The following is a 20,968-nucleotide window of genomic DNA, read 5'->3' as shown; positions in this document are numbered from 1 at the left end:
TGGATCGATGGGGGGAGTGGACGGGGACGGGGACGGGGACGACGTCAGGGGGCCGGCGCCATGTCGGACGCCTGCTTCACTTCGCCGTCGCGGTAGGCGCCCCAGGACGACTGCAGCTGCGCCATCGCCACAGGGTCGAGGTCGAAGCGCGGCAGGTCGTCCGGCTGCCAGTGGCCGTGCACGTCGCGCCCGCGCACCAGCGTCGCGCGGCCCCGCCCCTTCACCGGCCGCACGTGCGCCGGGATGAAGAAGAAGGCGAAGCCGATGCGCCGGGCGGTGGAGCGGTTGGGCAGCGAGCTGTGCGCCGTCTGCTCGTGGTGCAGCGAGAACTGGCCGGCGTGCAGCGGCATCTCCACCGCCTGCGACTCGTCGATGCCCATCAGCGCCTGGCCCTTGGCCAGCATGTTGTCCTTGGCATGGGTCTCGACGTGCTTCAGCGCCGGGCCGCGGTGGCTGCCGGGCAGCACGCGCAGGCAGCCGTGCAGCGACGACGCCTCGGTCAGCGCCACCCAGGCGGTCACCTCCTCGTGCGGGGTGAGGCCGAAGTAGGCCGAGTCCTGGTGCCAGGACACGTAGCGGGGGTCGCGCCCGTCCTTGGCGAAGATGGACGCGCCGAACAGCAGGATGTCCGGGCCGATGAGGTCCTCCACCGCGTCCAGCAGCGCCGGGGCGGTGGCGATCTCCATCAGCCAGGGGAAGGCCAGGTGGCCCTTGATCTTGAGCGTGCGGTTGGCGTCGTGGCCGACCTGGCGTTCGTAGGCCTCGATGCGCTCGCGGTAGGTCGCGGCCTGCTCGGGGGAGAAGAGGTCGAAGGGGAAGGCGTAGCCCTGCTCCCGGAACTGGCGGTGCTGGGCGTCGGTGAGGACCTTCGGCATGGCGCGCTCCCCGGTCACTTGGCCGTCGCCGCCAGCGGCTTCAGCGCCGCCTGCTGCATGTCCAGCGGGAACAGCACCATCGGCTTGCCGCCCTGGATCTGGATGATGGGCAGGTTGCGGTTCTCGTTCATGCCGTCGCCGCGGAACCGGATCGGGCCGTAGAACGTCTGCAGGTCGGTCTCGGCGATGGCCTTGCGCAGCGCGTCCGGCGACAGCGAGCCGGCCTTCTCGATCGCCTTCTGGATGACGATCAGCGCCGCCGCCGAGGAGGCATGCACGTAGTCGGGGTCCTGGCCGGTCTTCTTGCGCACCGCGTCGGCGAAGGCCTGGGTGGTGCCGAACACGTCGTCGGCCTTGTAGGTCTGCGACGGGTGCCACCAGGTGGCGGAGGTGACGTTCTCGGCCAGCGGGCCCAGGCTGTCGACGAACTCGCGGTAGGCCGGGCCGGTGATCATGGTCACCACCGGCGCCGCCAGCCGCAGGTCGGCCATCTGCTTGCGCACCAGCACCAGGTCCTTGGTGTAGCCGGTGACGAAGATCCAGTCTGGCGCGGCGGCCTTCATCTGCGTCAGCGCGGCGGCATGGTCGAGCGTGCCCACCGGGTAGAGCTGGTTGTAGACCACCTCGTAGCCGGCCTTCTGCGCCTGGCCGGCCATGGTGGTGGCCATGACCTTGGGGAAGACGTCGTCGCGGCCGAGCACGGCGATGCGCTTGGTGGCCGGCAGCTTGTCCTTGACCTGCGCCAGCATGGCGTCGATGAGGCCGATGGACGGCGCCAGGGTGCCGAACAGGTTCTTGTAGCCCTGGTTGTGCACCGGCTCGGCCGAGGCCACGGCCACGATGGGAATGCCGTAGCGCTCGGCCACGCCGGCCACCACCTTGGTGTGGCCGGAGCCGAACGGCGCCGTCATGACCTGCACCTTGTCGACGTTGATCAGCCGCTCGGCCAGCTGCTGCGCGCGCTTCTCGTCGGTCTGGTAGTCGTAGAACACCAGCTCGACCTTGCGCTTCTGGCCGGCCACGGCGATGCCGCCGGCGGCGTTGATGCGCTCCAGCCACAGCTCGTAGGCGGCCTGCTGCTTCTTGCCTTCGTCGGCCAGGCCGCCGGTGAGCGCCAGCGGCGCGCCGATGCGCACGGCCTCCTGCGCGGGGGCGAGCGCCGGCAGGCCGGCGGCCACCAGGAGCAGGGCCTTCAGGCCGAGGCGGCGGAGGGAATCGTGGGGCATGACAACTCCTAGGGTCGGGACATCAGGGCTTGTCGGGGGCGCCGGCCCAGCGCTTCTTCAGCGCCTGCACCAGCAGGCCGCCGGCGGACAGCGGCGCGGTCGCCTCGCCGGGCGCCGGCTCGCCCTCGGGCGACGCCGCCAGCCGGGCCTGCAGCCGGGCGGCGAACTGCGCGCTCAGGGCGCCGGCGATCTCGCGCACCAGCGCGCCGCGGCTGAACTGCGCCAGCGCACCGGTGAGGGCGTAGTCGACGTCCACCACCACGGTGGTGCCGCCGCCGGGCCCGTCGGCGAGCGCGAAGTCGGCCACCCCCTTGACCCGCGACTGGGTGCGGCGGTCGGCGGCCGCGCCTTCGAAGCGGCCGCGGCGGGCCGCCTCGTCCAGCGACAGCGTGCCCTGGCCCTCGAAGCCGGCGGTGATGGGGCCGAGCTTCACCTCCATGCGCAGCGGCGCGCGGCCGTCGGCCACGGGGCCGGTGAGCGCGGCGCCGGGCAGGCAGTCGACCAGCAGGCCCAGGTCGTGGAAGGCCGGCCACACCGCGTCCGGCGGCAGCGCCAGGTCGAAGCGCTGTTCAAGCTGCACCGGCGGCCTCCGCGGTGGCGGTGGGGGGCGGTGCGCTGCTCGGCCAGCACCCGCTGGATGGCGCGCACGATGCCGCGGTAGCCGGTGCAGCGGCACAGGTTGCCCGACAGCTCCAGGCGGATGCGGGCCTCGTCGGCCTGCGGCAGGCGGCGCACGATGTCGCGCGCGGTGACCAGCATGCCGGGGGTGCAGTAGCCGCACTGCAGCGCGTGCTCGGCGCTGAAGGCCTCGCGCAGGCGGGCCATCACCTCGTCGTCCGCAAAGCCCTCGATGGTGCGCACCGCGCGGCCCTCGCAGGCCACGGCATAGGTGATGCACGAGCGCGCCGGCGCGCCGTCGAGTTCGACGGTGCAGGCGCCGCAGACGCCATGCTCGCAGCCGAGGTGCGTGCCGGTCAGGCCGTGGTGCTCGCGCAGGTGGTCGGCCAGCGAGCAGCGGTCGTCCGCGTCCGCGGCCGCGGGCCGCCCGTTGAGGTGCAGGGTGATGCGGGTCATGCGATCGACAGCTCCACGCCGAGCCGGCGCAGCAGCGTGCGGTGGCGCTGGCGGTCGACGTCGTCGTCCACCCCGGCGGCGTCGAGCAGCGCGTCGGCCCGCGACGGCTCGCGCAGCAGCGCCAGCGCGTCGTCGCCGGCCACAACCTGCGGCATGCCGGGCAGCGCGCCCAGCACCACGCGGGCGATGCCGCGCGAGGCGTCGAGCCAGGCGGCGGCCAGCGCCTCGGCGAACTCGCCGGGCTTGCGGCAGACCTTGCGGTAGGCCCAGCGGGCGGCGGGCGAGAAACACGGCACCTCGACGGCGGCGAGCACCTCGTCGGGGGCCAGCGCGGTGGTGAAGGCGCCGAGGAAGAAGTCGCCGGCGCGCAGCGTGCGCTCGCCGCCCGGGCCGGCCAGGACCAGCGTGGCGTCGAGCAGGGCCATCGTGCTGACCCAGTCGGCCGCCGGGTCGGCGTGCGCCAGGCTGCCGCCCAGCGTGCCGCGGTTGCGCACCGCGCGGTAGGCGATGCCGGCGGCCACGTGGGGCAGCAGGCCGCGGGTGACATCGGGCAGCTCGCCGTCCTCGAGGCGGGCATGGGTGACCGCCGCGCCGATGCGCAGCGCGTCGCCGCGCAGCGCCGCCCCGCGCAGGGCCGGCAGGCGGCTCAGGTCCACCAGCAGCGGCGGCTGCGCCAGCCGCAGGTTGAGCATCGGGCCCAGCGACTGCGTGCCGCCCACCGGCTTGGCCAGGCCGTCGGCCTCGGCCAGCAGCGCCAGCGCCTGCGGCAGGTCCTGCGCGGCGTGGTAGGCGAACGGCGCGGGCTTCATGCGGCGACCCCCGCGCGGGCGCGGCGGGCCCGGGCCAGCGCCTGCAGCACGCGCCGCGGCGAGGCCGGGCACTCCAGCAGCTCGGCGCCCAGCGGCGCCAGGGCGTCGTTGATGGCGTTGACGATGGCCGCCGGCGGCGCGATGGCGCCGCCCTCGCCCACGCCCTTCTGACCGAACTCGGTGTAGGGCGAGGGCGTCTCCAGGTGCTCGATGCGCACCGGCGGCAGCTCGGTGGCGCCGGGCAGCAGGTAGTCGGCCAGCGTGGAGGCCAGCGGCTGGCCCTCGGCGTCGTAGGGCATCTCCTCGTACAGCGCGGTGCCGATGCCCTGCGCCAGGCCGCCGAGGATCTGGCCGTCCACCACCATCGGGTTGAGCAGCACGCCGCCGTCCTCGCAGACGACGTAGTCGAGGATCTCGACCGTGCCCAGTTCGGTGTCCACCGCCACCACGCAGGCATGCGCGGCGTAGCTGAAGGTGCCGGTGTCGCGGCGGGCCTTGTAGCCGGCGGCCACTTCCAGCCCCGCGGGGTCGAGGCCGGCCGGCAGGCGCTGCGGCTGGCGGTACCAGGCGTGCGCGACCTCGGCCAGCGTCAGCCGCTGTCCGCTGGCCGGGTCGGTGACGGCGCCGTCGCCCAGCCGCAGGCCGTCGGCCGGCACGGCCAGCAGCGCGGCGCCGATGGCCAGCACGCGCTGCGCCAGCGTCTTGCACGCGGTGGCCACCGCGCCGCCGGACATCACCGCGCAGCGCGAGCCCCAGGTGCCGGTGGAATAGGGCGACAGCGCGGTGTCGCCGTGCACCAGCCGCACGTCGGCCTCGTCGATGCCCAAGGTGCTGTGCGCCACCTGGGCCATGGTGGTCTCCAGGCTCTGGCCGTGCGAATGGGCGCCGAGGCGCAGCTCCAGCCGGCCGTCGGGCGTCAGCCGCGCGTTGCAGCCCTCGTGGCCGGGCACCATCGGGATGCCCCAGCCGGAATAGACCGAGGTGCCGTGGGCCGCCTGCTCGCAGTAGATCGAGTGGCCGAGGCCGATGCGGCGGCCGTCGGGCTCGCCGGCGCGCTGACGTTCGCGCCAGCGGTCGACGTCCAGCGCGGCCAGGGCGCGGCGCAGGGCCTGCGGGTAGTCGCCGGAGTCGAAGTGCTTGCCGGTGATGTTGTCGTAGGGCATGGCCTCGGGCGGCACCAGGCTGGCCAGGCGAACCTGCTCCGGCGGCACGCCGGCTTCGCGTGCCACCAGGTCCAGCATCACCTCCAACGCGAAGCACACGCCGGTGCGGGCCACGCCGCGGTACGGCAGGATGGGCGGCTTGTTGGTGGCCACCGACCAGGTGCGGCACTGGAAGGCGTCCATCACGTAGGGGCCGGGCAGGATGGAGCCCACCTGCGCCGCCTCGAGGCAGGCCGCGAAGGGGTAGGACGAGTAGGCGCCGGAGTCCACCGTCGCGTCGCAGTCGATGGCCAGCAGGCGGCCGGACGCGTCGGCGTACAGCGTGATGTCGTAGTGGTGCTCGCGGCAGTTGGTGTTGGCCACCAACTGCTCGCGCCGGTCCTCCAGCCAGCGCACCGGCCGCTTCAGCTGCAGGGCCAGCCAGCCGAGGCACACCTCCTCCGGCAGCAGGATGCCCTTGTAGCCGAAGCCGCCGCCGACGTCGGGCGAGACGACGCGGATGCTGGCCTGGTCCAGCCCCAGGCATTCGGACAGGCCGGCGCGGTTGATGTGCGGCATCTGCGCCGCGCTGTGCATCACCAGCTGCTCGAGGCGGGTGTCCCACTGGCAGACGACGCCCCGGCCCTCCATCGGCGCCATGCTCTGCCGCGCCGTGCGCAGCTGCCGCCGCACGACCACCGCGGCCCGCGCCTTGACGGCGGCCAGGTCGTCCTTCACATGGGTGTGCAGGAAGACGTTGTCACCCCATTCGTCGTGCACCAGGGCCGGCGGTGCGTCGCGCGCGGCCAGCATGTCGACGACGGCGGGCAGGTCCTCGATGTCGACGACGACCTCGGCCGCCAGGTCCTCCGCCTCGGCGCGGGTGGCGGCCACGCACATGGCGATCGGCTCGCCGGCCTGGCGCACCTTGCCGCGCGCCAGCGGCCACTGCTCGCTGGGCTTGAACCCCGGCAGCGTGGTGTTGGCGCGGATGGGCTGCACGCCGCGCAGGTCGTCCATGGTGAAGACGCGGTGCTCGGCCCCCGCGGGCTTGTGGACGGCGAGCAGCCGGCCGTGCGCCACCGGCGAGCGCACGAAGGCCACCTCCAGCATGCCGGGCAGGCGCAGGTCGCCGACGTACTGGCCCTCGCCGCGCAGGAAGCGCGCGTCCTCCTTGCGGCGCAGCGAGGCGCCCACGCCATGGCCCGGTGCGGCCACCCGCTCGGCGATGTGCTGCTGGTCGCTTTCGTTCATGCAGCGGCCCCGCCGAGCACCTCCAGCGGCGGCAGGATCGAGGCGTCCGCGTCGAAGCGCCGGCCCTCTCGCAGGCAGAAGTCGGGCGTCAGCGCGCGTTCGCCGACCAGCTGCGTGCCCTCGTTGTCCTTCAGCGCGAAACGGCCGCGCCGGTCGTGCAGCACGGTGATGTCGGCCGGGTGGCCGGGCTTCAAGGTGCCCAATTCGTCGGGCAGGCCGAAGACCTCCACCACGTTGCAGGTGACCATGCGCACCACCTGCGCCAGCGGCAGGCCCAGCGCCAGCATGGCGGTCATCGCGGAGGCCAGCGAGAAGCGCTGCTGGCCGAAGAACATGTGCTCCTTGTCGGGGTGCTCGTCCGGGGTGCCGGGCGCCCGGGGCACGGCGGTGTTGTAGCCGTGCATGTCGGCGCCGAGCGTGTGCGGCACGATGCCCGCGTCCAGCGCGATGCGCGCCATGCGGTAGCTGAAGTGGGAGCCGTGGCCGACGTCGACCTTCAGGCCGCGCGCCAGCGCCTCGCGCACGATGGCGTGCACCTGGCCCTCGCGGTTGACGAAGCCGCCGGGATGGCGGGTGAACGGATGCGCCAGGATGTCGCCGGCCTTGAGCAGCGGCACCACCTGCGCCAGGATGGTGTCGGGGTCGACGCCGTTGGTGCCCTCTTCCGGCAGCGGCCAGAGCTGGCCGAAGTGGATGTACAGCGGCAGGTCGGCGCGGCGGGCGATCTCGGCCGACTGGCGCATCACCTCGATGCCCCAGCGGGCGAAGCCGCCGAGCTCGGCGTGGGCCTTGAAGCCCTTGACGATGTCGCGGTTGGCGAGCGCCGCCTTGACGGTGGCGTCGACGTCCAGGCAGTCGGGCTTGTAGAGCGAGGGGTAGTAGTGGCCCTCCATGCCGCCCACCAGGTAGGCCGACAGGTAGGCGAAGACGCGGCTGGCCTTGGGCTTGACGACGTACTCGCGGAAGGCGGGCAGCGTCATGCACGACGGGCCACCCTGGTCGATCAGCGTGGTGACGCCGGACCGGACGCCGCAGAGGTCGGCCTCCAGCCCGAAGCGGCCGGTGACGTGCTCGAAGACATGGGCGTGGGTGTCGATCATCCCGGGGATGACCAGCCGGTCGCGGACGTCGAGGCGCTGGGCCGCCGTCCACGGCGAGGCGCCCGCCGGCTGCAGCGCGGCGATGCGGCCGCCGCGGATGGCGATGTCGTAGGCGCCGTCCAGGCCCTGCGCCGGGTCGACCAGGTGGCCGCCGGCGAGGACGATGTCGAAGCTCGTGTGAGGGGTCGTCATGCGCGCACTCCGGGGGTCACGCGGGGGTCGGGTCCTGCCGGCGCGCGGCCGCCTGCGACAGCCGGTGCAGGGTGATGTGGCGGATCTCGGCGCGCGAGGCGTCGATGTGGGCGCGGATCAGCAGCTCGGCGTCGCCGCTGCGCCGGGCGATGAGCGCGCGCAGCAGCTTGGCGTGCTCCTCGTAGGCGGAGACGATGCGCTCCGGCGCGATGAAGTCGAGCCGGCGGATGATGCGAATGCGCTCGGTCAGGTCGGCGTGCGTGCGGTGCATCTCCACGTTGCCGGCCAGCGCGACCAGGGTGCCGTGCAGCCGCTCGTCCTCGCGCGCGACCACGTGGCCGTCGAGCACGCGCTGGCGCTTGGGCACCAGCCAGAAGGCGCACAGCTCTCGCAGGTCGGGCGCCGGATCGAGGGCGCACAGCCGGCGCACCGCGATCAGCTCGATCTGCGTGCGGAAGTCGTAGAGGTCCTCGTAGTAGCCCAGCTCGAAGGGCTTGACCTGCCAGGAGGCATGTCCCTCCAGCCGCACCAGGTAGCCCTCTCGCGCCAGCACGTGCAGCGCGAAGCGCAGCGGCGTGCGCGACACGCCCAGCCGGTTGGCCAGCTCCTGCTCGGCGTACCGCTGGCCGGGGGCCATGCGGAACTCGAAGATCTCGTCCTTGATGCGGGCGTAGGCATGCTGCGCCAGCGTGGACTTCTCGGCGGCGGCCTCCTCGGTGCCGGCACCCCGAGCGGCCGGCGGCGCCTCGTGCACCAGTTCAAGCGCCTGTCCCGGCTTTCGTGCGGTTCGTTGACCCATCTTGGTACGTCGTTCTGGATCCCGATCTGAAAACCGACCGGGCGCCAGGACTTACGCACCATCCGTGCCATGCGGCACGCGGGAACGACTCAAAGGCGGTGGGTGCGATCGCCCTCGGCGAACCCGAGGGCGTCGAAGAAGCGGCCCCCGGCGCCGAGGCCGATGACCTTGAACAGCTCGCCCATCTCGTGCTCGTGCAGCAGGCGCTGGGCGGCGACGCGGTCCTTCAGGTCGGCGTCGGCCATCAGTTCGACCAGGCCGCTGTTGATGAGGAAGCGGCCCTGCGAGGTGTAGCCCAGCACGGCGAGGCCGGCCTGCTGCGCGGCGACGGCGATGCCGGTGAAGTTGACGTGGGCGGTGATGTCCTTGGCGCCCAGGTCGGCCAGCGGGTCGGTGTCGGCGATGTGCCCTCGGTGGCACATCAGCGTGCCGCCGTGGCGCTGCGGGTGGTAGTACTCGGCCTCGGGGAAGCCGTAGTCGAGGAAGAAGGCGGCGCCGCGCTCCAGCGTGCGGCCGAGGGTGGCGACGAAGGCCTCGGCCTGGCGGTGCACCTCGGTCACCGTGCCGGGCAGGAAGGGCCCGTCCACCGGCGGCCGGGCGTCGGTGGGGCGGTCGGCCCAGTGCAGGCGACCCTGTACCCAGGTCACGCCGCGCTCGTACCAGCGGGCGCCGTCGAAGTGCAGCAGCTGCACCGGCATGGCGTCCAGCACCTCGTTGCCGACCACCACCGCGACCAGCCGGTCGGGCAGCGCGTCCCACCACTCGACGCGTGCGCCGAACCGCTGCAGCCGTTCCTGCTGCCGCGCGCGCAGCGCGCCCGACAGGTCGACGATGGCGTAGCGGCGCACCGCCGGACCGAGCGCGTCCAGCAGCTGTTCGGCCAGCGCGCCGGCGCCGGCGCCGAACTCGACCACCGTGTCGCAGCCGGTCTCGCGCAGCGCCTGCGCGAGCGGCGCGGCCAGGGCGCGGCCGAACAGCGGCGTCAGCTCGGGCGCGGTGACGAAGTCGCTGCCCGACTGCGGCATGGCGCCGAAGACCTGGCGGCCGGCGGCGTAGTAGCCCAGGCCCGGCTCGTACAGCGCCATCGCCATCAGCCGCTCGAAGGACAGCCAGCCGCCGCCGTCGTCGATGGCCTCGCGGACCCGGTCGCCGAGGGCGGCCACTACACTGGCGGATTCGTCCTGCGGCCGCACGCTGTCACTGCCCATGGCCGCATTAGACCGCAGCGTGCCGCACGCGCCGCCCGCCCCCATGACCCGCACCGACCGTCCCGCCGTCCTCGTCACCGGAGGCGCCCGCCGCCTTGGCCGCGAGATCGCGCGCACGCTGGCCGCGGCCGGCTGGGACGTCGCCCTGCACTGCCACCGCTCGGTGGACGAAGCCCAGGCGTTGGCGGCCGACCTGCGCGCGCTGGGCGTCGACGCCGACGTCTTCGCCGCCGACCTGTCGGACGAGGCGGCCTGCCGTGCGCTGCTGCCGGCCGCGGCGGCCCGCTTCCCGCGGCTGCAGGCGCTGGTCAACAACGCCTCCACCTTCGAGCACGACGACGCCTTCTCCACCGGCCCCGCGTCGATGGCCCGCCACTGGCAGGCCAACACCGCCGCGCCGGTGCTGCTGGCGCAGGCGCTGCATGCGCACCTGTCCGCGCCAGCGGGCGGCCAGGGCTGCGTGGTCAACCTGCTCGACCAGAAGCTGTGGAACCCCAACCCCGACCACTTCGCCTACACCCTGTCGAAGGCGGCGCTGCGCGAGGCCACGGTGATGCTGGCCCAGGCGATGGCGCCGCGGCTGAGGGTGTGCGGCGTGGCGCCGGGGGGTGACCCTGCCTTCCGGCCCGATGACCGAGGCCGAGTTCAACCGCGCACACGCGATGACGCCGCTGCAGCGCTCGTCCACGCCCGAGGACGTCGCCCGCGCCGTGCGCTTCCTGCTCGAGTCCCCGGCCGTCACCGGCACCACGCTGCTGGTCGACGGCGGCCAGCACCTGTCGCCGCAGCCGCGCGACGTCTACTACCTGGTCGCCGACCCGACCTGAACCCCCCACCCGCCATGCACAGCCTGCTCAGCCACCCCAGCCTGATGGACTGCCGGCGCCTCTTCCTGCGCGACTACGAGGTGTGGATCAACATCGGCGTGCATGCCTTCGAGAAGACCGGCGAGCAGCGGGTGCTGATCAACGTCGACCTCTACGTGCCGCTGGCCGAGTCGACGCCGAAGGAGGACGAGCTGGACGAGGTGCTGGACTACGACTTCATCCGCCGCACCATCGCCGAGCGGGTGTCCCGCGGCCACATCCACCTGCAGGAAACGCTGTGCGACGACGTGCTGGGCCTGATGCTGGCCCACCCGAAGGTGCGCGCGGCGCGCGTGTCCACCGAGAAGCCCGACGTCTACCCCGACTGCGACGCGGTGGGCTGCGAGGTCTTCGCCGTCAAGGAGGCCGCATGAAGGCGACCCAGCTCCAACCCCCGCGCGGCTCCCACGACGCGGCCGTCATCCGCCGCAGCAAGCCGCTGAAGGAAGAGCACGAGCTCAACAAGCTGTCCAAGCGGCTGCACCGGCAGGTCGGCCAGGCCATCGCCGACTTCAACATGATCGAGGCCGGCGACAAGGTCATGGTCTGCCTGTCCGGCGGCAAGGACAGCTACTCGATGCTCGACATCCTGCTGAACCTGCAGCAGCGCGCGCCGGTGCGCTTCGAGCTCGTCGCCGTCAACCTCGACCAGAAGCAGCCGGGCTTCCCGGCCGACGTGCTGCCGCGCTACCTGGCCGAGCGCGGCGTGCCCTTCCACATCGAGAACCAGGACACCTACAGCATCGTCAAGAAGCTGGTGCCCGAGGGCAAGACGATGTGCAGCCTGTGCTCGCGGCTGCGGCGCGGCATCCTCTACCGCGTGGCCGGCGAACTGGGCGCGACCAAGATCGCGCTCGGCCACCACCGCGACGACATGGTGGTCACGCTGCTGATGAACATGTTCTTCGGCAGCCGGCTCAAGGGCATGCCGCCCAAGCTGGTGAGCGACGACGGCAAGAACGTGGTCATCCGGCCGCTGGCCTACGTGGCCGAGACCGACCTCGAACGCTGGGCCGCGCACCGCCAGTTCCCCATCATCCCCTGCACCCTGTGCGGCAGCCAGGACAACCTGCAGCGGGTGCAGGTGAAGAAGATGATCCGCGAGTGGGAGCGGCAGTACCCGGGGCGCATCGACAACATGTTCAGCGCCATGGGCAACCTCTCGCTGTCGCACCTGATGGACCGGCGGCACTACCCCTTCGAGACGCTGAAGGCCACCGGCGTGGCCGACCCCGAGGGCGACATCGCCTTCGACGAGGACGAGGCGGCCTGCGGGCCGTCCGCCCCGGCCGCGGCGCAGGGGGCGTCGGCGTCGGGCGACGTGGTGCGGTTCCATCCGCGGAACCCGGCGGACGGCGACGACATCGAACCGGCATAGCGCCGGGCATGACAGTCGCCGCTGTCGGCCCGCAGACCGCCCCACTGTCCTGGAGAGCACCATGTCCCGCCTGATGCGCACCGCCGTGCTGGCCGCCGCCGTCCCCCTGGCCGCGATGGGCCTCGCCGGCTGCTCCACCCTCAACGCCGTGCGCAGCGACGTCAGCGCCTTCGGCGACTGGCCGGCCGGGCGCGCGCCGGGACGCTACGTCATCGAGCGGCTGCCCTCGCAGCAGACCGCGCGCGAGACCCCCGTGCTGGAGGCCGCCGCCCGCGCGTCGCTGGAACGCGCGGGCTTCCAGCCGGTGGCCGACCCGGCGCAGGCGCAGGTGGTGGTGCAGGTGGGTGGCCGCATCACCGAGGTGCTGCGGCCCTACCACGGCGATCCGTTCTGGGGTGGGCGCTTCGGTTTCGGCGGCTTCTACGGCCGTGGCGTGGGCGTGGGCATGGGCTTCGGCGCGCCGTTCTACAGCAGCCCGACCTACGACCGCGAGGTCAGCCTGCTGCTGCGCGACCGGGCCAGCGGCCGGGTGCTGTACGAGACGAAGGCCAGCAGCTACGGCGCCACGCCGGGCGACGAGGCGGTGCTCGGCGCGATGTTCGACGCCGCGCTGGAAGGCTTCCCGCAGGCGCAGCCCGGCCCCCGCCGGGTGGCCGTCGAACTGGGCGGCGGCAACGTCATCGGCAGCAGCCGCGTGGTGTCGCCGGCGCCGGCCGCCTCGGCGCCGCGCTGAGGCGCCGCCGCGATCAGGCGCCGCTGACCAGCAGCAGCAGGTCGCCTTCCCAGTCGCGCAGCTTGCGCTGCGCATGCTCGCGCTGCGCCGGGCTCATCGTGTTGTGCATCTGCGCGATGAGCGCGCAGTCGTGTTCGCGGGCGCTGTCCTGCTGCGCACGCCAGGCCTCCCGCGGCGAGTGCAGCGCCTGTTCGCCCAGCCGCCGCAGCAGGGCCTCGGCCTGCGGCTTCAGCGCGGCGACGTTGGCCACGCCGGCGCGCTGCGCCTGCAGGCTGCGCAGGCTGCGCAGCACCTCGGCCTGGGCCGCGCGGCGCTCGGCCAGCCAGGCCTCGCCGTCGTGCGGGCTGGCGGCCAGCGCCTGCCGCAGCCGCTCCTGCTGCGCGCCGTCGAGGGAACCGTAGACCATCTCCAGCCGCTCCTCCCACTGCTTGGCGCGGGCCTTCACACGGTCCTGCGGCTTGGGCGGCAGGAACTTGTCGCGGTACTTGTCGTCGTTCTTGGCGAAGCGCTTTTCCATGCGGTTGAGCTGCTCCGGCTCCAGCGTCAGCGCCAGGTCGGCCAGCGGCGGGATGGCCTGCTGCCAGGCCACCTGGGTCAGCCGCCGGCCCTCGGCCTGCCACCGGCACACCGCCTGCGGGGTGATGGTGGGCTGCTGGGCCTCGACCCGCAGCCGCTCGACGCTCCGGGCGATCTCGGGCAGCTGCTCGGCGCGGTGCCAGCGGAACCACTGGTCGATGGCGCGCTTGGCCTGCCGGCTCTGCGCATCGTCGAAGTCGACGTACCCGTTCAGCCACCAGTAGGCCAGCGTCGGGCCCTGGTTGTAGCCCAGCTTGAGCGCCATGCCGCAGCCGGCCAGCAGCAGCGACAGCGCGATGAAGACGCCGCCGATAATCCGCGACCGTCCCCCCGCCGACCGCCCGGTCGACCGTCCAGTCGTTTGCGAAGAAGGCTGCTCCATCACATGGTCCTCCAGATCGTCATCATGGCCGCCGGCAAGGGCACGCGCATGAAGTCCGCACGGCCCAAGGTGCTGCACCGGCTGGCCGGCCGCGCGCTGCTGGACCACGTGCTCGCCGCCGTGGCGCCGCTGGAGGCGGCGCGCACCGTCGTCATCACCGGTCACGGCGCCGACGCGGTGGAACGGGCAATCGCCGGGCCCAACCCGGGTCCGGCCTTCGCGCGCCAGGAACCGCAACGCGGCACCGGCCACGCGGTGCAGCAGGCGGTGCCGCAGCTGGGCGACGACGGCACGGTGCTGATCCTCAACGGCGACACGCCGCTGATCGCCACCGCCACCGCGCGGGCGCTGGCCGAAGCGGGCGCCGGCACGCGGCTGGCACTGCTCACCGCCACGCTGGACGACCCCACCGGCTACGGCCGCATCCTGCGCGACGGGCAGGGCCGCATCCAGGGCATCGTCGAGCAGAAGGACGCGACGCCCGAGCAGCGCGCCATCCGCGAGGTCTACACCGGCGTCATGGCCGCGCCGGCCGCCTGGCTGAAGCGGGCGGTGATGGCGCTGACCGATCACAACGCCCAGCGCGAGTACTACCTGACCGACCTGGTCGCCGCGGCGGTGCGCGACGGCCTCGAGGTGGTGTCGGCCCAGCCCGCCGACGTGGTCGAGGTGCTGGGCGTGAACAGCCCGGCGCAACTGGCCGACCTCGAACGCCGGCTGCAGCGACGGCAGGCCGAGGCGCTGATGGACGCCGGCGTGCGGCTGGCCGACCCGGCGCGGCTGGACATCCGCGGCGAGCTGGTCTGCGCCGCCGATGTGGAGATCGACGTCGGCTGCGTCTTCGAAGGCCGGGTGGTGCTGGGCGAGGGCGTGACCATCGGCGCGCACTGCGTGCTGCGCGACTGCGAGCTCGGCGCCGGCACCGAGGTGCAGCCGTTCTGCCACCTCGACGGCGCCACCGTCGGCGACGGGGCGCGCCTCGGCCCCTACGCCCGGCTGCGGCCCGGCGCCGACCTCGGCGCCGAGGTGCACATCGGCAACTTCGTCGAGGTGAAGAACGCCACCCTGGCTGCCGGCGCCAAGGCCAACCACCTGGCCTACCTGGGCGACGCCACGGTGGGCGAGCGGGTCAACTTCGGCGCCGGCTCGATCACCGCCAACTACGACGGCGCCAACAAGCACCGCACGGTGATCGGCGCCGACGTGCACGTCGGTTCCAACTGCGTCCTGATCGCGCCGGTGACGCTGGGCGACGGCGCCACCATCGGCGGCGGCTCCACGATCGCCAAGGACGCGCCGGCCGGCGAGCTGACGGTGGCGCGGGCGCGGCAGGTGTCGCTCAAGGGCTGGAAGCGGCCGAAGAAATGAGGCCCCCGGCCCCGGAGTACCGGGACCGCCCCCCGCGGGGGCGCTCGGCCGGCTTGGGGCGGCCCGGCGCCGGCCGAGACACGCTAAGGGGCTGAGGCGCCCTGCTGTTCGGCGACCGCCGCCGCCAGGCACAGGTCGTCCCAGGCCTTCGCTTTCTCCAGCGGCGAGCGCAGCAGGTAGGCCGGGTGGTAGGTGACGATCAGCGGCACGCCCTGGTAGTGGTGCACCCGGCCGCGCAGGCGGCCCACCGGCTCGTCGGTCTTGAGCAGCGTCTGCAGGGCGAAGCGGCCCATGGCGAGGATGAGCTTCGGCCTCAGCAGCGCGATCTGGCGCTGCAGGTAGGGCTCGCAGCGCAGCAGTTCCTCCGGCGACGGGTTGCGGTTGCGCGGCGGCCGGCACTTCAGCGTGTTGGCGATGTAGACGCCACGGCCGGCCGGCGCGTCGGCGGCGCGGCTGCGGCCCAGCGCGGCCAGCATGCGGTCGAGCAGCTGGCCCGACGGTCCGACGAACGGCTCGCCCTGCAGGTCCTCCTGCTCGCCGGGCGCTTCGCCGACGACCAGCCAGTCGGCCTGGCGCGGGCCGACGCCGAACACCGGCTGGGTGCGGCTCTCACACAGCGCGCAGGCGCGGCAGCCGGCGACGGCGGCTTCGAGTTCGGGCCAGTCGAGCGAGGCGGCGGCGCCGGCCGGCACTGCCACCGGCGCCTCGGCCACCGCCGGCGTCGTGACGGGGGCCGACGGCCTGACGGTCGCCGGTGGCGGCGTGGGCCGCGTCGGGGCCTTGGCCGCGGGCCGGTCCGCGGCCGCGGGCGGCACCTCCACCGTCGGCACCGTCGGCACCGCGGCGGCGTCGGGGGCCCACAGCCGCAGTCCCATCTCGGCCAGCATCGCCTGCTGGCGCGGGTCCCAGCGGGTCATGTCGCCCCCTGGCTCGGGTGCGTCATGTCCCGCCCTGCTCGTCGACCGCGGCCGCAGGTCCGCTTGCGCCGCGCCCCAGGTCGAGGCTCATCACCATCGCGTCCTCGCGTTCGCCCAGCGGTGCCGGGTAGTAGCCGCGGCGCACGCCGATGGCGCGGAAGCCGCGCTGCTCGTACAGCCGGCGCGCCGGCTCGTTGCTGCCGCGCACCTCCAGCCACAGCGTGCGCGCGTTGAGCTGCCGGCCGCGGCCGATGATGCGTTCCAGCAGCGCCCGGCCGTGGCCCTGGCGCTGGTGGGCCGGCGCGACGGTGATGTTCAGCAGGTGCAGCTCCTCCACCCCCGGCATGGCGACGTAGTAGCCCACCGGCAGCGCCAACGAGTCGCCGAGCAGCACCTCGCCGAGGTACCCGGCGGCCAGGCTGTCGACGAAGTTGCCGCGGCTCCAGGGAAAGGCATAGGCCGCCTGCTCCACCGTCGCCACGCCGTCGAGCAGGGCCACGGTCATCGGCCGCAGCGTGAGGCCGGTGGCCGGCATGGCGCGCAGCGGCGCCGGGGGGCGGGACCACAGGCGGCTGCTCATGACGCGGTCGGCGCCGCGGCGCCCGCGGTGGCCGGGGCGGGGCGCTGCGCCCGCTCCGCGGTGGTCAGCGCCACCTTGTCGCGCAGGTACAGCGGCAGGGCCTGTTCGGCGGGCACGGCCTCGCCGAGGGCCCAGCGCTCGAGGGCCAGCGTGGCCAGCGCCTCGGCACGGCGGGCGTCGCCGTCGACGGCGCGCGCGGGCGACGGCAGCCGGCCGGCGAAGCGCGACAGCGCGTTGCCGGCGGCGACGGCGGGCGCATCGGCCCGCCAGCGCGCGGCCAGGGCGTCGGCGGCGTACAGCGCCGGCGCGGCGATCACCTGCCAGGCACCGGCCCGGCGGCCATACGCAGCGGCGTAGATCTCGTCCATGCGGGCGTCCACCGCGGCCCAGCAGGCAAAGTCCTCGCCCGGTGGAGCCGCAAGGCGGGCGGGGTCGCCCGCCGCGGCCTCCAGCCGCGCGGCCTCGGCGACCAGCATCAGGCAGTCCAGCGGCAGCAGGGGGCGGTCGAGCCCGAAGCCCAGGCCCTGCGCCACCGAGCAGGCGGTGCGCAGGCCGGTGAAGGCGCCGGGCCCGCGGCCGAAGGCGATGCCGTCGAGCCGGGCCCAGGTCAGGCCGGCGGCGTCGAGCAGGCCGCGCGCAACGGGCAGCAGGCGGGCGGAGGCGCGGGGGCCGCCGGCCTCGTCATGCCAGCGCCGGGCGCCGGACGGCTCGCACAGCGCCACGCACAGGCGCTCGCCGGCGGTGTCGAGCACGAGGAGGCAGGGCGCAGGGGCGGGCGGCACGGGCGGGCAGACGGCGGGGCAGGGGCGGCGAAGGCGCCGCGGACGACCGCCGGGGGGCGGCAGTGTAGCCGTGCCATCATGCCGCGGGCCCGGCGCCCCCGTTGGCCCGTTCCCGTTCCCGTTCCGCTTCCGTGCACGCCCGACACCCGATGCGACGCCCCCACCCGCCAAGCCGGTGGTGGGCCGGCCCTGCCGCCGTCCTGCTGCTGCTCGTCGCCCAGGCCCTGCCGGCCACGACAGCGCGCGCCCAGGCGCCCGCCGCGCTGCCCCCCGAGGTACTGACCGCCCTGCGCGACGCCAAGGTCCCGCCGGAGGCGCTGTCGGTGCTGGTGCAGGACGCCGCGGGCAGCGCGCCGCCGCGGCTGGCCTGGCGCACGCGGCAGCCGGTCAACCCGGCCTCGCTGTTCAAGCTGGTGACGACGGCGGCGGCGCTCGACCTGCTCGGCCCGGCGCATGCGTGGACCACGCCGGTGTGGGTCCAGGGACCGGTCGAGGGCGGCGTGCTGCGCGGCGACCTGGTGATCAAGGGCCAGGGCGATCCCAAGCTGGTGCTGGAACGCGTGTGGGCGCTGCTGCGCCGGGTGCGGGCGCAGGGCGTGCAGGAGATCCGCGGCGACATCGTGCTCGACCGCAGCGCCTTCGCCGCCGAGGACGGCTCGCCGGCCGACTTCGACGGCGAGGGCCTGAGGCCCTACAACGTGCGGGCCAACGCGCTGCTGCTCAACCAGCGGTCGGTGCTGCTGGGGCTGATCCCGCAGCCCGGTGCCGGCGTGGCGCTGTTGCAGGCCGAGCCGCCGCTGGCCGACGTGCAGGTGGACGCCAGCGTGCCGCTGGCCAGCGGCCCCTGCGACGACTGGCGCGGTGCGCTGCAGCTGCAATGGGCCGACCCCAACCGGCTGCGCCTGGCCGGCCGCTACCCGGTGGCCTGCGGGGAGCGGCAGTGGCCGCTGGCACCGCCCGACCCCGCGGCCTACGACGGCCGGCTGCTGCGCGCGCTGTGGCGCGAGCTCGGCGGCAGCCTGAGCGGCGCGGTGCGCGACGGTGCCGCGCCGACGACGACGCCGAGCTTCGTGGTCAGTTCGCCGTCACTCGCGGAGGTGGTGCGCGACGTCAACAAGTTCAGCAACAACCCGATGGCGCAGCAGCTGTTCCTCAGCCTGGCGCTGCCACCCGCCGACGCCGCCGGCGTCGTGGCCGGCGCCCCGGCGACGAGCACGGCCGCCCGCGAGCGGCTGCGCCAGTGGCTGGCCCTGCGGCTGGGCGCCGAGCTGGCGCAGGAGGTGGTGGTCGACAACGGCTCGGGGCTGTCGCGCGACCAGCGGGTCAGCGCGGCGCTGCTCGGTCGGCTGCTGCAATGGGCGTGGGCGTCGCCGGTGATGCCGGAGCTGATGGCCTCGCTGCCGGTGGCCGGGCTGGACGGCACCGCCCGCCGCAGCCGCGGCGCGGTCGGCCGGGCGCACCTGAAGACCGGGTCGCTGCGCGACGTTGGCCGCGGTGGCCGGCTACGTGCTCACCCGCGGCGGCCAGCGCCAGGTGCTGGTGGCGATCATCCAGCACCCGAACGCCAACGCGGCACGGCCGGCGCTGGAGGCGCTGCTGCAGTGGACGCTGGACGACGCGCGCCTGGCGCGTTGATCAGAGGGGCAGGACGGCCAGCAGGTTCTGGACGCGCAGCCCGATGCGCGCGTGCATCTGCGGCCCCAGCGTCACCGCGCCCGACCACAGGTAGAGGTTCACGTTGGTGATGCCGGCACGCGGTGTCACGCAGGCGGGCAGGTCGGGGTCGGTGGGGTCCGGGTTCGCCGGGTTGAGCGTGGCCGTGGAATTGGCACACAGCGGCGTCGTCCAGTCGCCGATGCCCACGTTGGCGCGCGCCGTGCCGTTCTCGACCACCTGTTGCACCTCGCTGGCGGCGTCGTACCAACCGACCTTCCGACCGTCCAGGCCCGCGCCCTGGAAGGTGATGGCCGCCTGGATGTTGAACGACTCGGTCAGGGCCCGCAGCACCCCCGCGACGTCGACGCCGGGATTGGCGTTGCGCTGCGCCTGACCCCACGGGCTGTACACCGGGTTGAACGTGGTCACGACCAACACCCGGACACCGGCGTTGGAGAGCCTGACGATCTGCTGCCCGAGTTGCTGGCCCCGCACCTTGGCCTGCTCGTTGGCCTGCGCCAGCGACAACCGGCCGTCGCGCACTTCGACGTAAAGGTCGATCAGGTCCCAGGTGCCTGCCATGACCGTGGCGAGCATGCGGTCGGTGGGACCGGTCGCCAGGTAGGCGTCGACCTGGGCGGCGACGTCCGCCAACCGGGCCCGAGGCCGGGCCTTCATGCCGCCGGCGGTGACCGCGGTGTTGGCCGGCGCGCATTCGGCGAACGAGTAGCCGCGCACCCGCAGGAGGTACTGCGTCCACAGCTCGCTGGCGCTGCAGTTGTCACCCACGTTGTAGCCGTACTTGCGTCCCGTGGGGTACGTCGCCCCGGTGGCCGGGTCGGTGGTCCCCAGCACGAGACTCTGTTCGTCGCCGAAGACGACGAAACCGGCGGGCACGAAGGCCTGCTCCAGGCTGCCGCCGCCGCAGCTGGCCAGCAGGGCCAGCGCGCCGGCCGCCAGGGCGGCGCGCCAGCCGCGGGCGATGGCGATGGCGGCCGCGGGTGCCCGGTTCGGATTCACGTTCACTTGCTTCTCCATCTTCGTTTGCCTTGGTGGCCCGTCAGGCGGCCGCGCGCTGCAGGCGGTCGCGCACCCCGTCCCAGTCGGCGTCGGCCGGCGGGGCCTGGACCCAGATCTCGGTGGCCCCGTCGGCGTCGAGCGCGCGCAGGGTGTCGAACAGCTGATGCGCCGCCGCCGCGGCGTCGGTGGGCATCTGCCGCGCCCAACCCGGCGCCGCCGGCAGGGTCTGCGGGGCGCGGGAATATACCGCCACGGTCCGCCGCGCCGCGGCCGGCAGGTTCTGCAGCGCCTCGGCGAGGGCCGGCCCGTCGGCGAACAGCCGCAACCGGGCGCGCGGCGCGTAGTGCGAGGCCAGCGTGCCGGACGCGCGCGGCGCCCCGGCATCCGGCGCCAGCAGCGGTGCGCCGAGCACCGCCTCGATGGCGTCGCGCCCCAGCCCGCCCGGTCGCAGCAGCACGGCGCGGCCGCGCGACAGGTCGACGATGCTCGATTCGATGCCCACCGCGCAGGCGCCGCCGTCGAGCACGGCGAGCGCCGGGCCGAACTCGTCGACCACGTGGGACGCCCGGGTCGGGCTGAGGCGGCCGAAACGGTTGGCGCTGGGCGCCGCGACACCGGTCACGCCGAGCCGCTGCGCGGCGATCAGCAGGGCGTGCGCCACCGGGTGCGCCGGGCAGCGCAGGCCCACGCTGGACTGGCCGCCGGCGCGCCACCGCCACGCCGTCGCGCCGCGGCAGGATCAGCGTCAGCGGGCCGGGCCAGAAGGTGGCCATCAGCCGCTCGGCGGCGGCCGGCAGGGCGGTGGTGAAGGCAGCGGCCGCGGCGGCGCCGGTGACGTGCACGATCAGCGGGTGGTCGGCCGGCCGGCCCTTGGCGGCGAAGACGGCGGCCACCGCCGCGTCGTCGTCGGCCCGGGCGCCCAGGCCGTAGACCGTCTCGGTGGGAAAGGCCACCAGTTCACCGGCGGCCAACCGCTCGGCGGCCTGCTGCACCGACCGCCCCTCGTCGCCCGACCACACCGGCATGGCGCT

Annotated in this window: 19 protein-coding genes and 2 pseudogenes; 6 read left to right on the top strand and 15 right to left on the bottom strand. The window is 74.2% G+C overall.

The window, feature by feature from the left end; translation table 11 throughout:
• Positions 1 to 44: 44 nt before the first annotated feature.
• From LRS07_RS03835 to LRS07_RS03795, 9 genes are all read right to left on the bottom strand, one after another.
• Entirely contained in the window at positions 45 to 875 is an 831-nt protein-coding gene (locus LRS07_RS03835) for a phytanoyl-CoA dioxygenase family protein (RefSeq protein ID WP_260500687.1), read from the bottom strand.
• Between the two features lie 14 nt (positions 876 to 889).
• Positions 890 to 2,101 (bottom strand): amino acid ABC transporter substrate-binding protein, encoded by a 1,212-nt coding sequence (locus tag LRS07_RS03830; RefSeq protein WP_260500686.1) that lies wholly within the window; start codon positions 2,099 to 2,101, stop codon positions 890 to 892.
• A gap of 22 nt (positions 2,102 to 2,123) precedes the next feature.
• A complete protein-coding gene (locus tag LRS07_RS03825; protein WP_409450591.1) occupies positions 2,124 to 2,567 on the bottom strand; it encodes an SRPBCC family protein in 444 nt (147 codons plus the stop codon).
• Positions 2,531 to 3,175 (bottom strand): (2Fe-2S)-binding protein, encoded by a 645-nt coding sequence (locus LRS07_RS03820; protein WP_260500684.1) that lies wholly within the window; start codon positions 3,173 to 3,175, stop codon positions 2,531 to 2,533. The genes LRS07_RS03825 and LRS07_RS03820 overlap by 37 nt, the downstream gene beginning before the upstream one ends.
• Entirely contained in the window at positions 3,172 to 3,984 is an 813-nt protein-coding gene (locus tag LRS07_RS03815) for an FAD binding domain-containing protein (protein WP_260500683.1), read from the bottom strand. Before LRS07_RS03815 ends, LRS07_RS03820 begins: the two co-directional genes overlap by 4 nt.
• Positions 3,981 to 6,380 carry a xanthine dehydrogenase family protein molybdopterin-binding subunit gene (locus LRS07_RS03810; protein ID WP_260500682.1) on the bottom strand — a complete coding sequence of 800 codons (2,400 nt, stop codon included), beginning with the start codon at positions 6,378 to 6,380 and terminating at the stop codon, positions 3,981 to 3,983. The genes LRS07_RS03815 and LRS07_RS03810 overlap by 4 nt, the downstream gene beginning before the upstream one ends.
• Entirely contained in the window at positions 6,377 to 7,672 is a 1,296-nt protein-coding gene (locus LRS07_RS03805; protein WP_260500681.1) for an amidohydrolase/deacetylase family metallohydrolase, read from the bottom strand. Before LRS07_RS03805 ends, LRS07_RS03810 begins: the two co-directional genes overlap by 4 nt.
• 16 nt (positions 7,673 to 7,688) lie before the next feature.
• A complete protein-coding gene (locus LRS07_RS03800; protein ID WP_260500680.1) occupies positions 7,689 to 8,471 on the bottom strand; it encodes a GntR family transcriptional regulator in 783 nt (260 codons plus the stop codon).
• Positions 8,472 to 8,560: 89 nt separating this feature from the next.
• Complete coding sequence (locus tag LRS07_RS03795; protein ID WP_260500679.1) at positions 8,561 to 9,679, bottom strand: class I SAM-dependent methyltransferase; 1,119 nt, start codon at positions 9,677 to 9,679, stop codon at positions 8,561 to 8,563.
• 43 nt (positions 9,680 to 9,722) lie between these two features.
• Here LRS07_RS03795 and LRS07_RS03790 point away from each other — a divergent pair.
• The 4 genes and pseudogenes from LRS07_RS03790 to LRS07_RS03775 all read left to right on the top strand — a co-directional run bounded on the left by LRS07_RS03790 (position 9,723) and on the right by LRS07_RS03775 (position 12,656).
• Positions 9,723 to 10,506, top strand: a pseudogene (locus LRS07_RS03790) (SDR family oxidoreductase).
• A gap of 14 nt (positions 10,507 to 10,520) precedes the next feature.
• Positions 10,521 to 10,919: a dihydroneopterin aldolase gene (locus LRS07_RS03785; protein ID WP_260500678.1), complete on the top strand. Its 399-nt coding sequence runs from the start codon at positions 10,521 to 10,523 to the stop codon at positions 10,917 to 10,919.
• Positions 10,916 to 11,923, top strand: a complete 1,008-nt coding sequence (ttcA, locus tag LRS07_RS03780) for a tRNA 2-thiocytidine(32) synthetase TtcA (protein WP_260500677.1) — start codon at positions 10,916 to 10,918, stop codon at positions 11,921 to 11,923. The genes LRS07_RS03785 and ttcA overlap by 4 nt, the downstream gene beginning before the upstream one ends.
• 61 nt (positions 11,924 to 11,984) lie before the next feature.
• The gene (locus LRS07_RS03775) at positions 11,985 to 12,656 is read left to right on the top strand and encodes a DUF4136 domain-containing protein (protein ID WP_260500676.1); all 672 of its coding nucleotides are present in this window, start codon (positions 11,985 to 11,987) and stop codon (positions 12,654 to 12,656) included.
• 13 nt (positions 12,657 to 12,669) lie between these two features.
• Here LRS07_RS03775 and LRS07_RS03770 read toward each other — a convergent pair whose 3' ends face one another.
• On the bottom strand, positions 12,670 to 13,614 hold the full coding sequence (locus LRS07_RS03770; RefSeq protein WP_260500675.1) for a DUF6279 family lipoprotein: 945 nt from the start codon (positions 13,612 to 13,614) through the stop codon (positions 12,670 to 12,672).
• Between the two features lie 3 nt (positions 13,615 to 13,617).
• On the opposite strand from LRS07_RS03770, the gene glmU reads away from it, so the two are divergent.
• Entirely contained in the window at positions 13,618 to 14,982 is a 1,365-nt protein-coding gene (glmU, locus tag LRS07_RS03765; RefSeq protein ID WP_260500674.1) for a bifunctional UDP-N-acetylglucosamine diphosphorylase/glucosamine-1-phosphate N-acetyltransferase GlmU, read from the top strand.
• A gap of 83 nt (positions 14,983 to 15,065) precedes the next feature.
• Here glmU and LRS07_RS03760 read toward each other — a convergent pair whose 3' ends face one another.
• Genes LRS07_RS03760 through tsaB form a run of 3 tightly spaced genes read right to left on the bottom strand, consistent with a single transcriptional unit; the run spans position 15,066 to position 17,231 of the window.
• A complete protein-coding gene (locus tag LRS07_RS03760; RefSeq protein ID WP_260500673.1) occupies positions 15,066 to 15,899 on the bottom strand; it encodes a uracil-DNA glycosylase in 834 nt (277 codons plus the stop codon).
• 22 nt (positions 15,900 to 15,921) lie between these two features.
• The gene (rimI, locus tag LRS07_RS03755) at positions 15,922 to 16,479 is read right to left on the bottom strand and encodes a ribosomal protein S18-alanine N-acetyltransferase (RefSeq protein ID WP_312028351.1); all 558 of its coding nucleotides are present in this window, start codon (positions 16,477 to 16,479) and stop codon (positions 15,922 to 15,924) included.
• On the bottom strand, positions 16,476 to 17,231 hold the full coding sequence (tsaB, locus tag LRS07_RS03750) for a tRNA (adenosine(37)-N6)-threonylcarbamoyltransferase complex dimerization subunit type 1 TsaB (RefSeq protein WP_260500672.1): 756 nt from the start codon (positions 17,229 to 17,231) through the stop codon (positions 16,476 to 16,478). The genes rimI and tsaB overlap by 4 nt, the downstream gene beginning before the upstream one ends.
• Positions 17,232 to 17,410: 179 nt before the next feature.
• Here tsaB and dacB point away from each other — a divergent pair, with 179 nt between their 5' ends.
• On the top strand, positions 17,411 to 19,006 hold the full coding sequence (gene dacB / locus LRS07_RS03745) for a D-alanyl-D-alanine carboxypeptidase/D-alanyl-D-alanine endopeptidase (RefSeq protein WP_260500671.1): 1,596 nt from the start codon (positions 17,411 to 17,413) through the stop codon (positions 19,004 to 19,006).
• Here dacB and LRS07_RS03740 read toward each other — a convergent pair.
• Positions 18,897 to 19,943, bottom strand: a complete 1,047-nt coding sequence (locus tag LRS07_RS03740; protein ID WP_260500670.1) for an SGNH/GDSL hydrolase family protein — start codon at positions 19,941 to 19,943, stop codon at positions 18,897 to 18,899. The genes dacB and LRS07_RS03740 overlap by 110 nt on opposite strands.
• A gap of 34 nt (positions 19,944 to 19,977) precedes the next feature.
• Positions 19,978 to 20,962: pseudogene (locus LRS07_RS03735) on the bottom strand (L-threonylcarbamoyladenylate synthase).
• Between the last annotated feature and the right edge of the window lie 6 nt (positions 20,963 to 20,968).

This window comes from Aquabacterium sp. J223 (genome assembly GCF_024666615.1).
Taxonomy (GTDB): Bacteria; Pseudomonadota; Gammaproteobacteria; order Burkholderiales; family Burkholderiaceae_C; genus J223.
The sequence above is the reverse complement of the archived record's forward strand: the minus strand, read 5'-3'. Positions and strand labels throughout refer to the sequence as shown.

What these genes read in the sequence shown, in the direction of transcription:
- LRS07_RS03835 (WP_260500687.1), bottom strand. Translation starts at nt 875, where the DNA reads ATGCCGAAGGTCCTCACCGACGCCCAGCACCGCCAGTTCCGGGAGCAG.
- LRS07_RS03830 (WP_260500686.1), bottom strand. Translation starts at nt 2,101, where the DNA reads ATGCCCCACGATTCCCTCCGCCGCCTCGGCCTGAAGGCCCTGCTCCTG.
- LRS07_RS03820 (WP_260500684.1), bottom strand. Translation starts at nt 3,175, where the DNA reads ATGACCCGCATCACCCTGCACCTCAACGGGCGGCCCGCGGCCGCGGAC.
- LRS07_RS03815 (WP_260500683.1), bottom strand. Translation starts at nt 3,984, where the DNA reads ATGAAGCCCGCGCCGTTCGCCTACCACGCCGCGCAGGACCTGCCGCAG.
- LRS07_RS03810 (WP_260500682.1), bottom strand. Translation starts at nt 6,380, where the DNA reads ATGAACGAAAGCGACCAGCAGCACATCGCCGAGCGGGTGGCCGCACCG.
- LRS07_RS03805 (WP_260500681.1), bottom strand. Translation starts at nt 7,672, where the DNA reads ATGACGACCCCTCACACGAGCTTCGACATCGTCCTCGCCGGCGGCCAC.
- LRS07_RS03800 (WP_260500680.1), bottom strand. Translation starts at nt 8,471, where the DNA reads ATGGGTCAACGAACCGCACGAAAGCCGGGACAGGCGCTTGAACTGGTG.
- LRS07_RS03795 (WP_260500679.1), bottom strand. Translation starts at nt 9,679, where the DNA reads ATGGGCAGTGACAGCGTGCGGCCGCAGGACGAATCCGCCAGTGTAGTG.
- LRS07_RS03785 (WP_260500678.1), top strand. Translation starts at nt 10,521, where the DNA reads ATGCACAGCCTGCTCAGCCACCCCAGCCTGATGGACTGCCGGCGCCTC.
- ttcA (WP_260500677.1), top strand. Translation starts at nt 10,916, where the DNA reads ATGAAGGCGACCCAGCTCCAACCCCCGCGCGGCTCCCACGACGCGGCC.
- LRS07_RS03775 (WP_260500676.1), top strand. Translation starts at nt 11,985, where the DNA reads ATGTCCCGCCTGATGCGCACCGCCGTGCTGGCCGCCGCCGTCCCCCTG.
- LRS07_RS03770 (WP_260500675.1), bottom strand. Translation starts at nt 13,614, where the DNA reads ATGGAGCAGCCTTCTTCGCAAACGACTGGACGGTCGACCGGGCGGTCG.
- glmU (WP_260500674.1), top strand. Translation starts at nt 13,618, where the DNA reads ATGGTCCTCCAGATCGTCATCATGGCCGCCGGCAAGGGCACGCGCATG.
- LRS07_RS03760 (WP_260500673.1), bottom strand. Translation starts at nt 15,899, where the DNA reads ATGACCCGCTGGGACCCGCGCCAGCAGGCGATGCTGGCCGAGATGGGA.
- rimI (WP_312028351.1), bottom strand. Translation starts at nt 16,479, where the DNA reads ATGAGCAGCCGCCTGTGGTCCCGCCCCCCGGCGCCGCTGCGCGCCATG.
- dacB (WP_260500671.1), top strand. Translation starts at nt 17,411, where the DNA reads ATGCGACGCCCCCACCCGCCAAGCCGGTGGTGGGCCGGCCCTGCCGCC.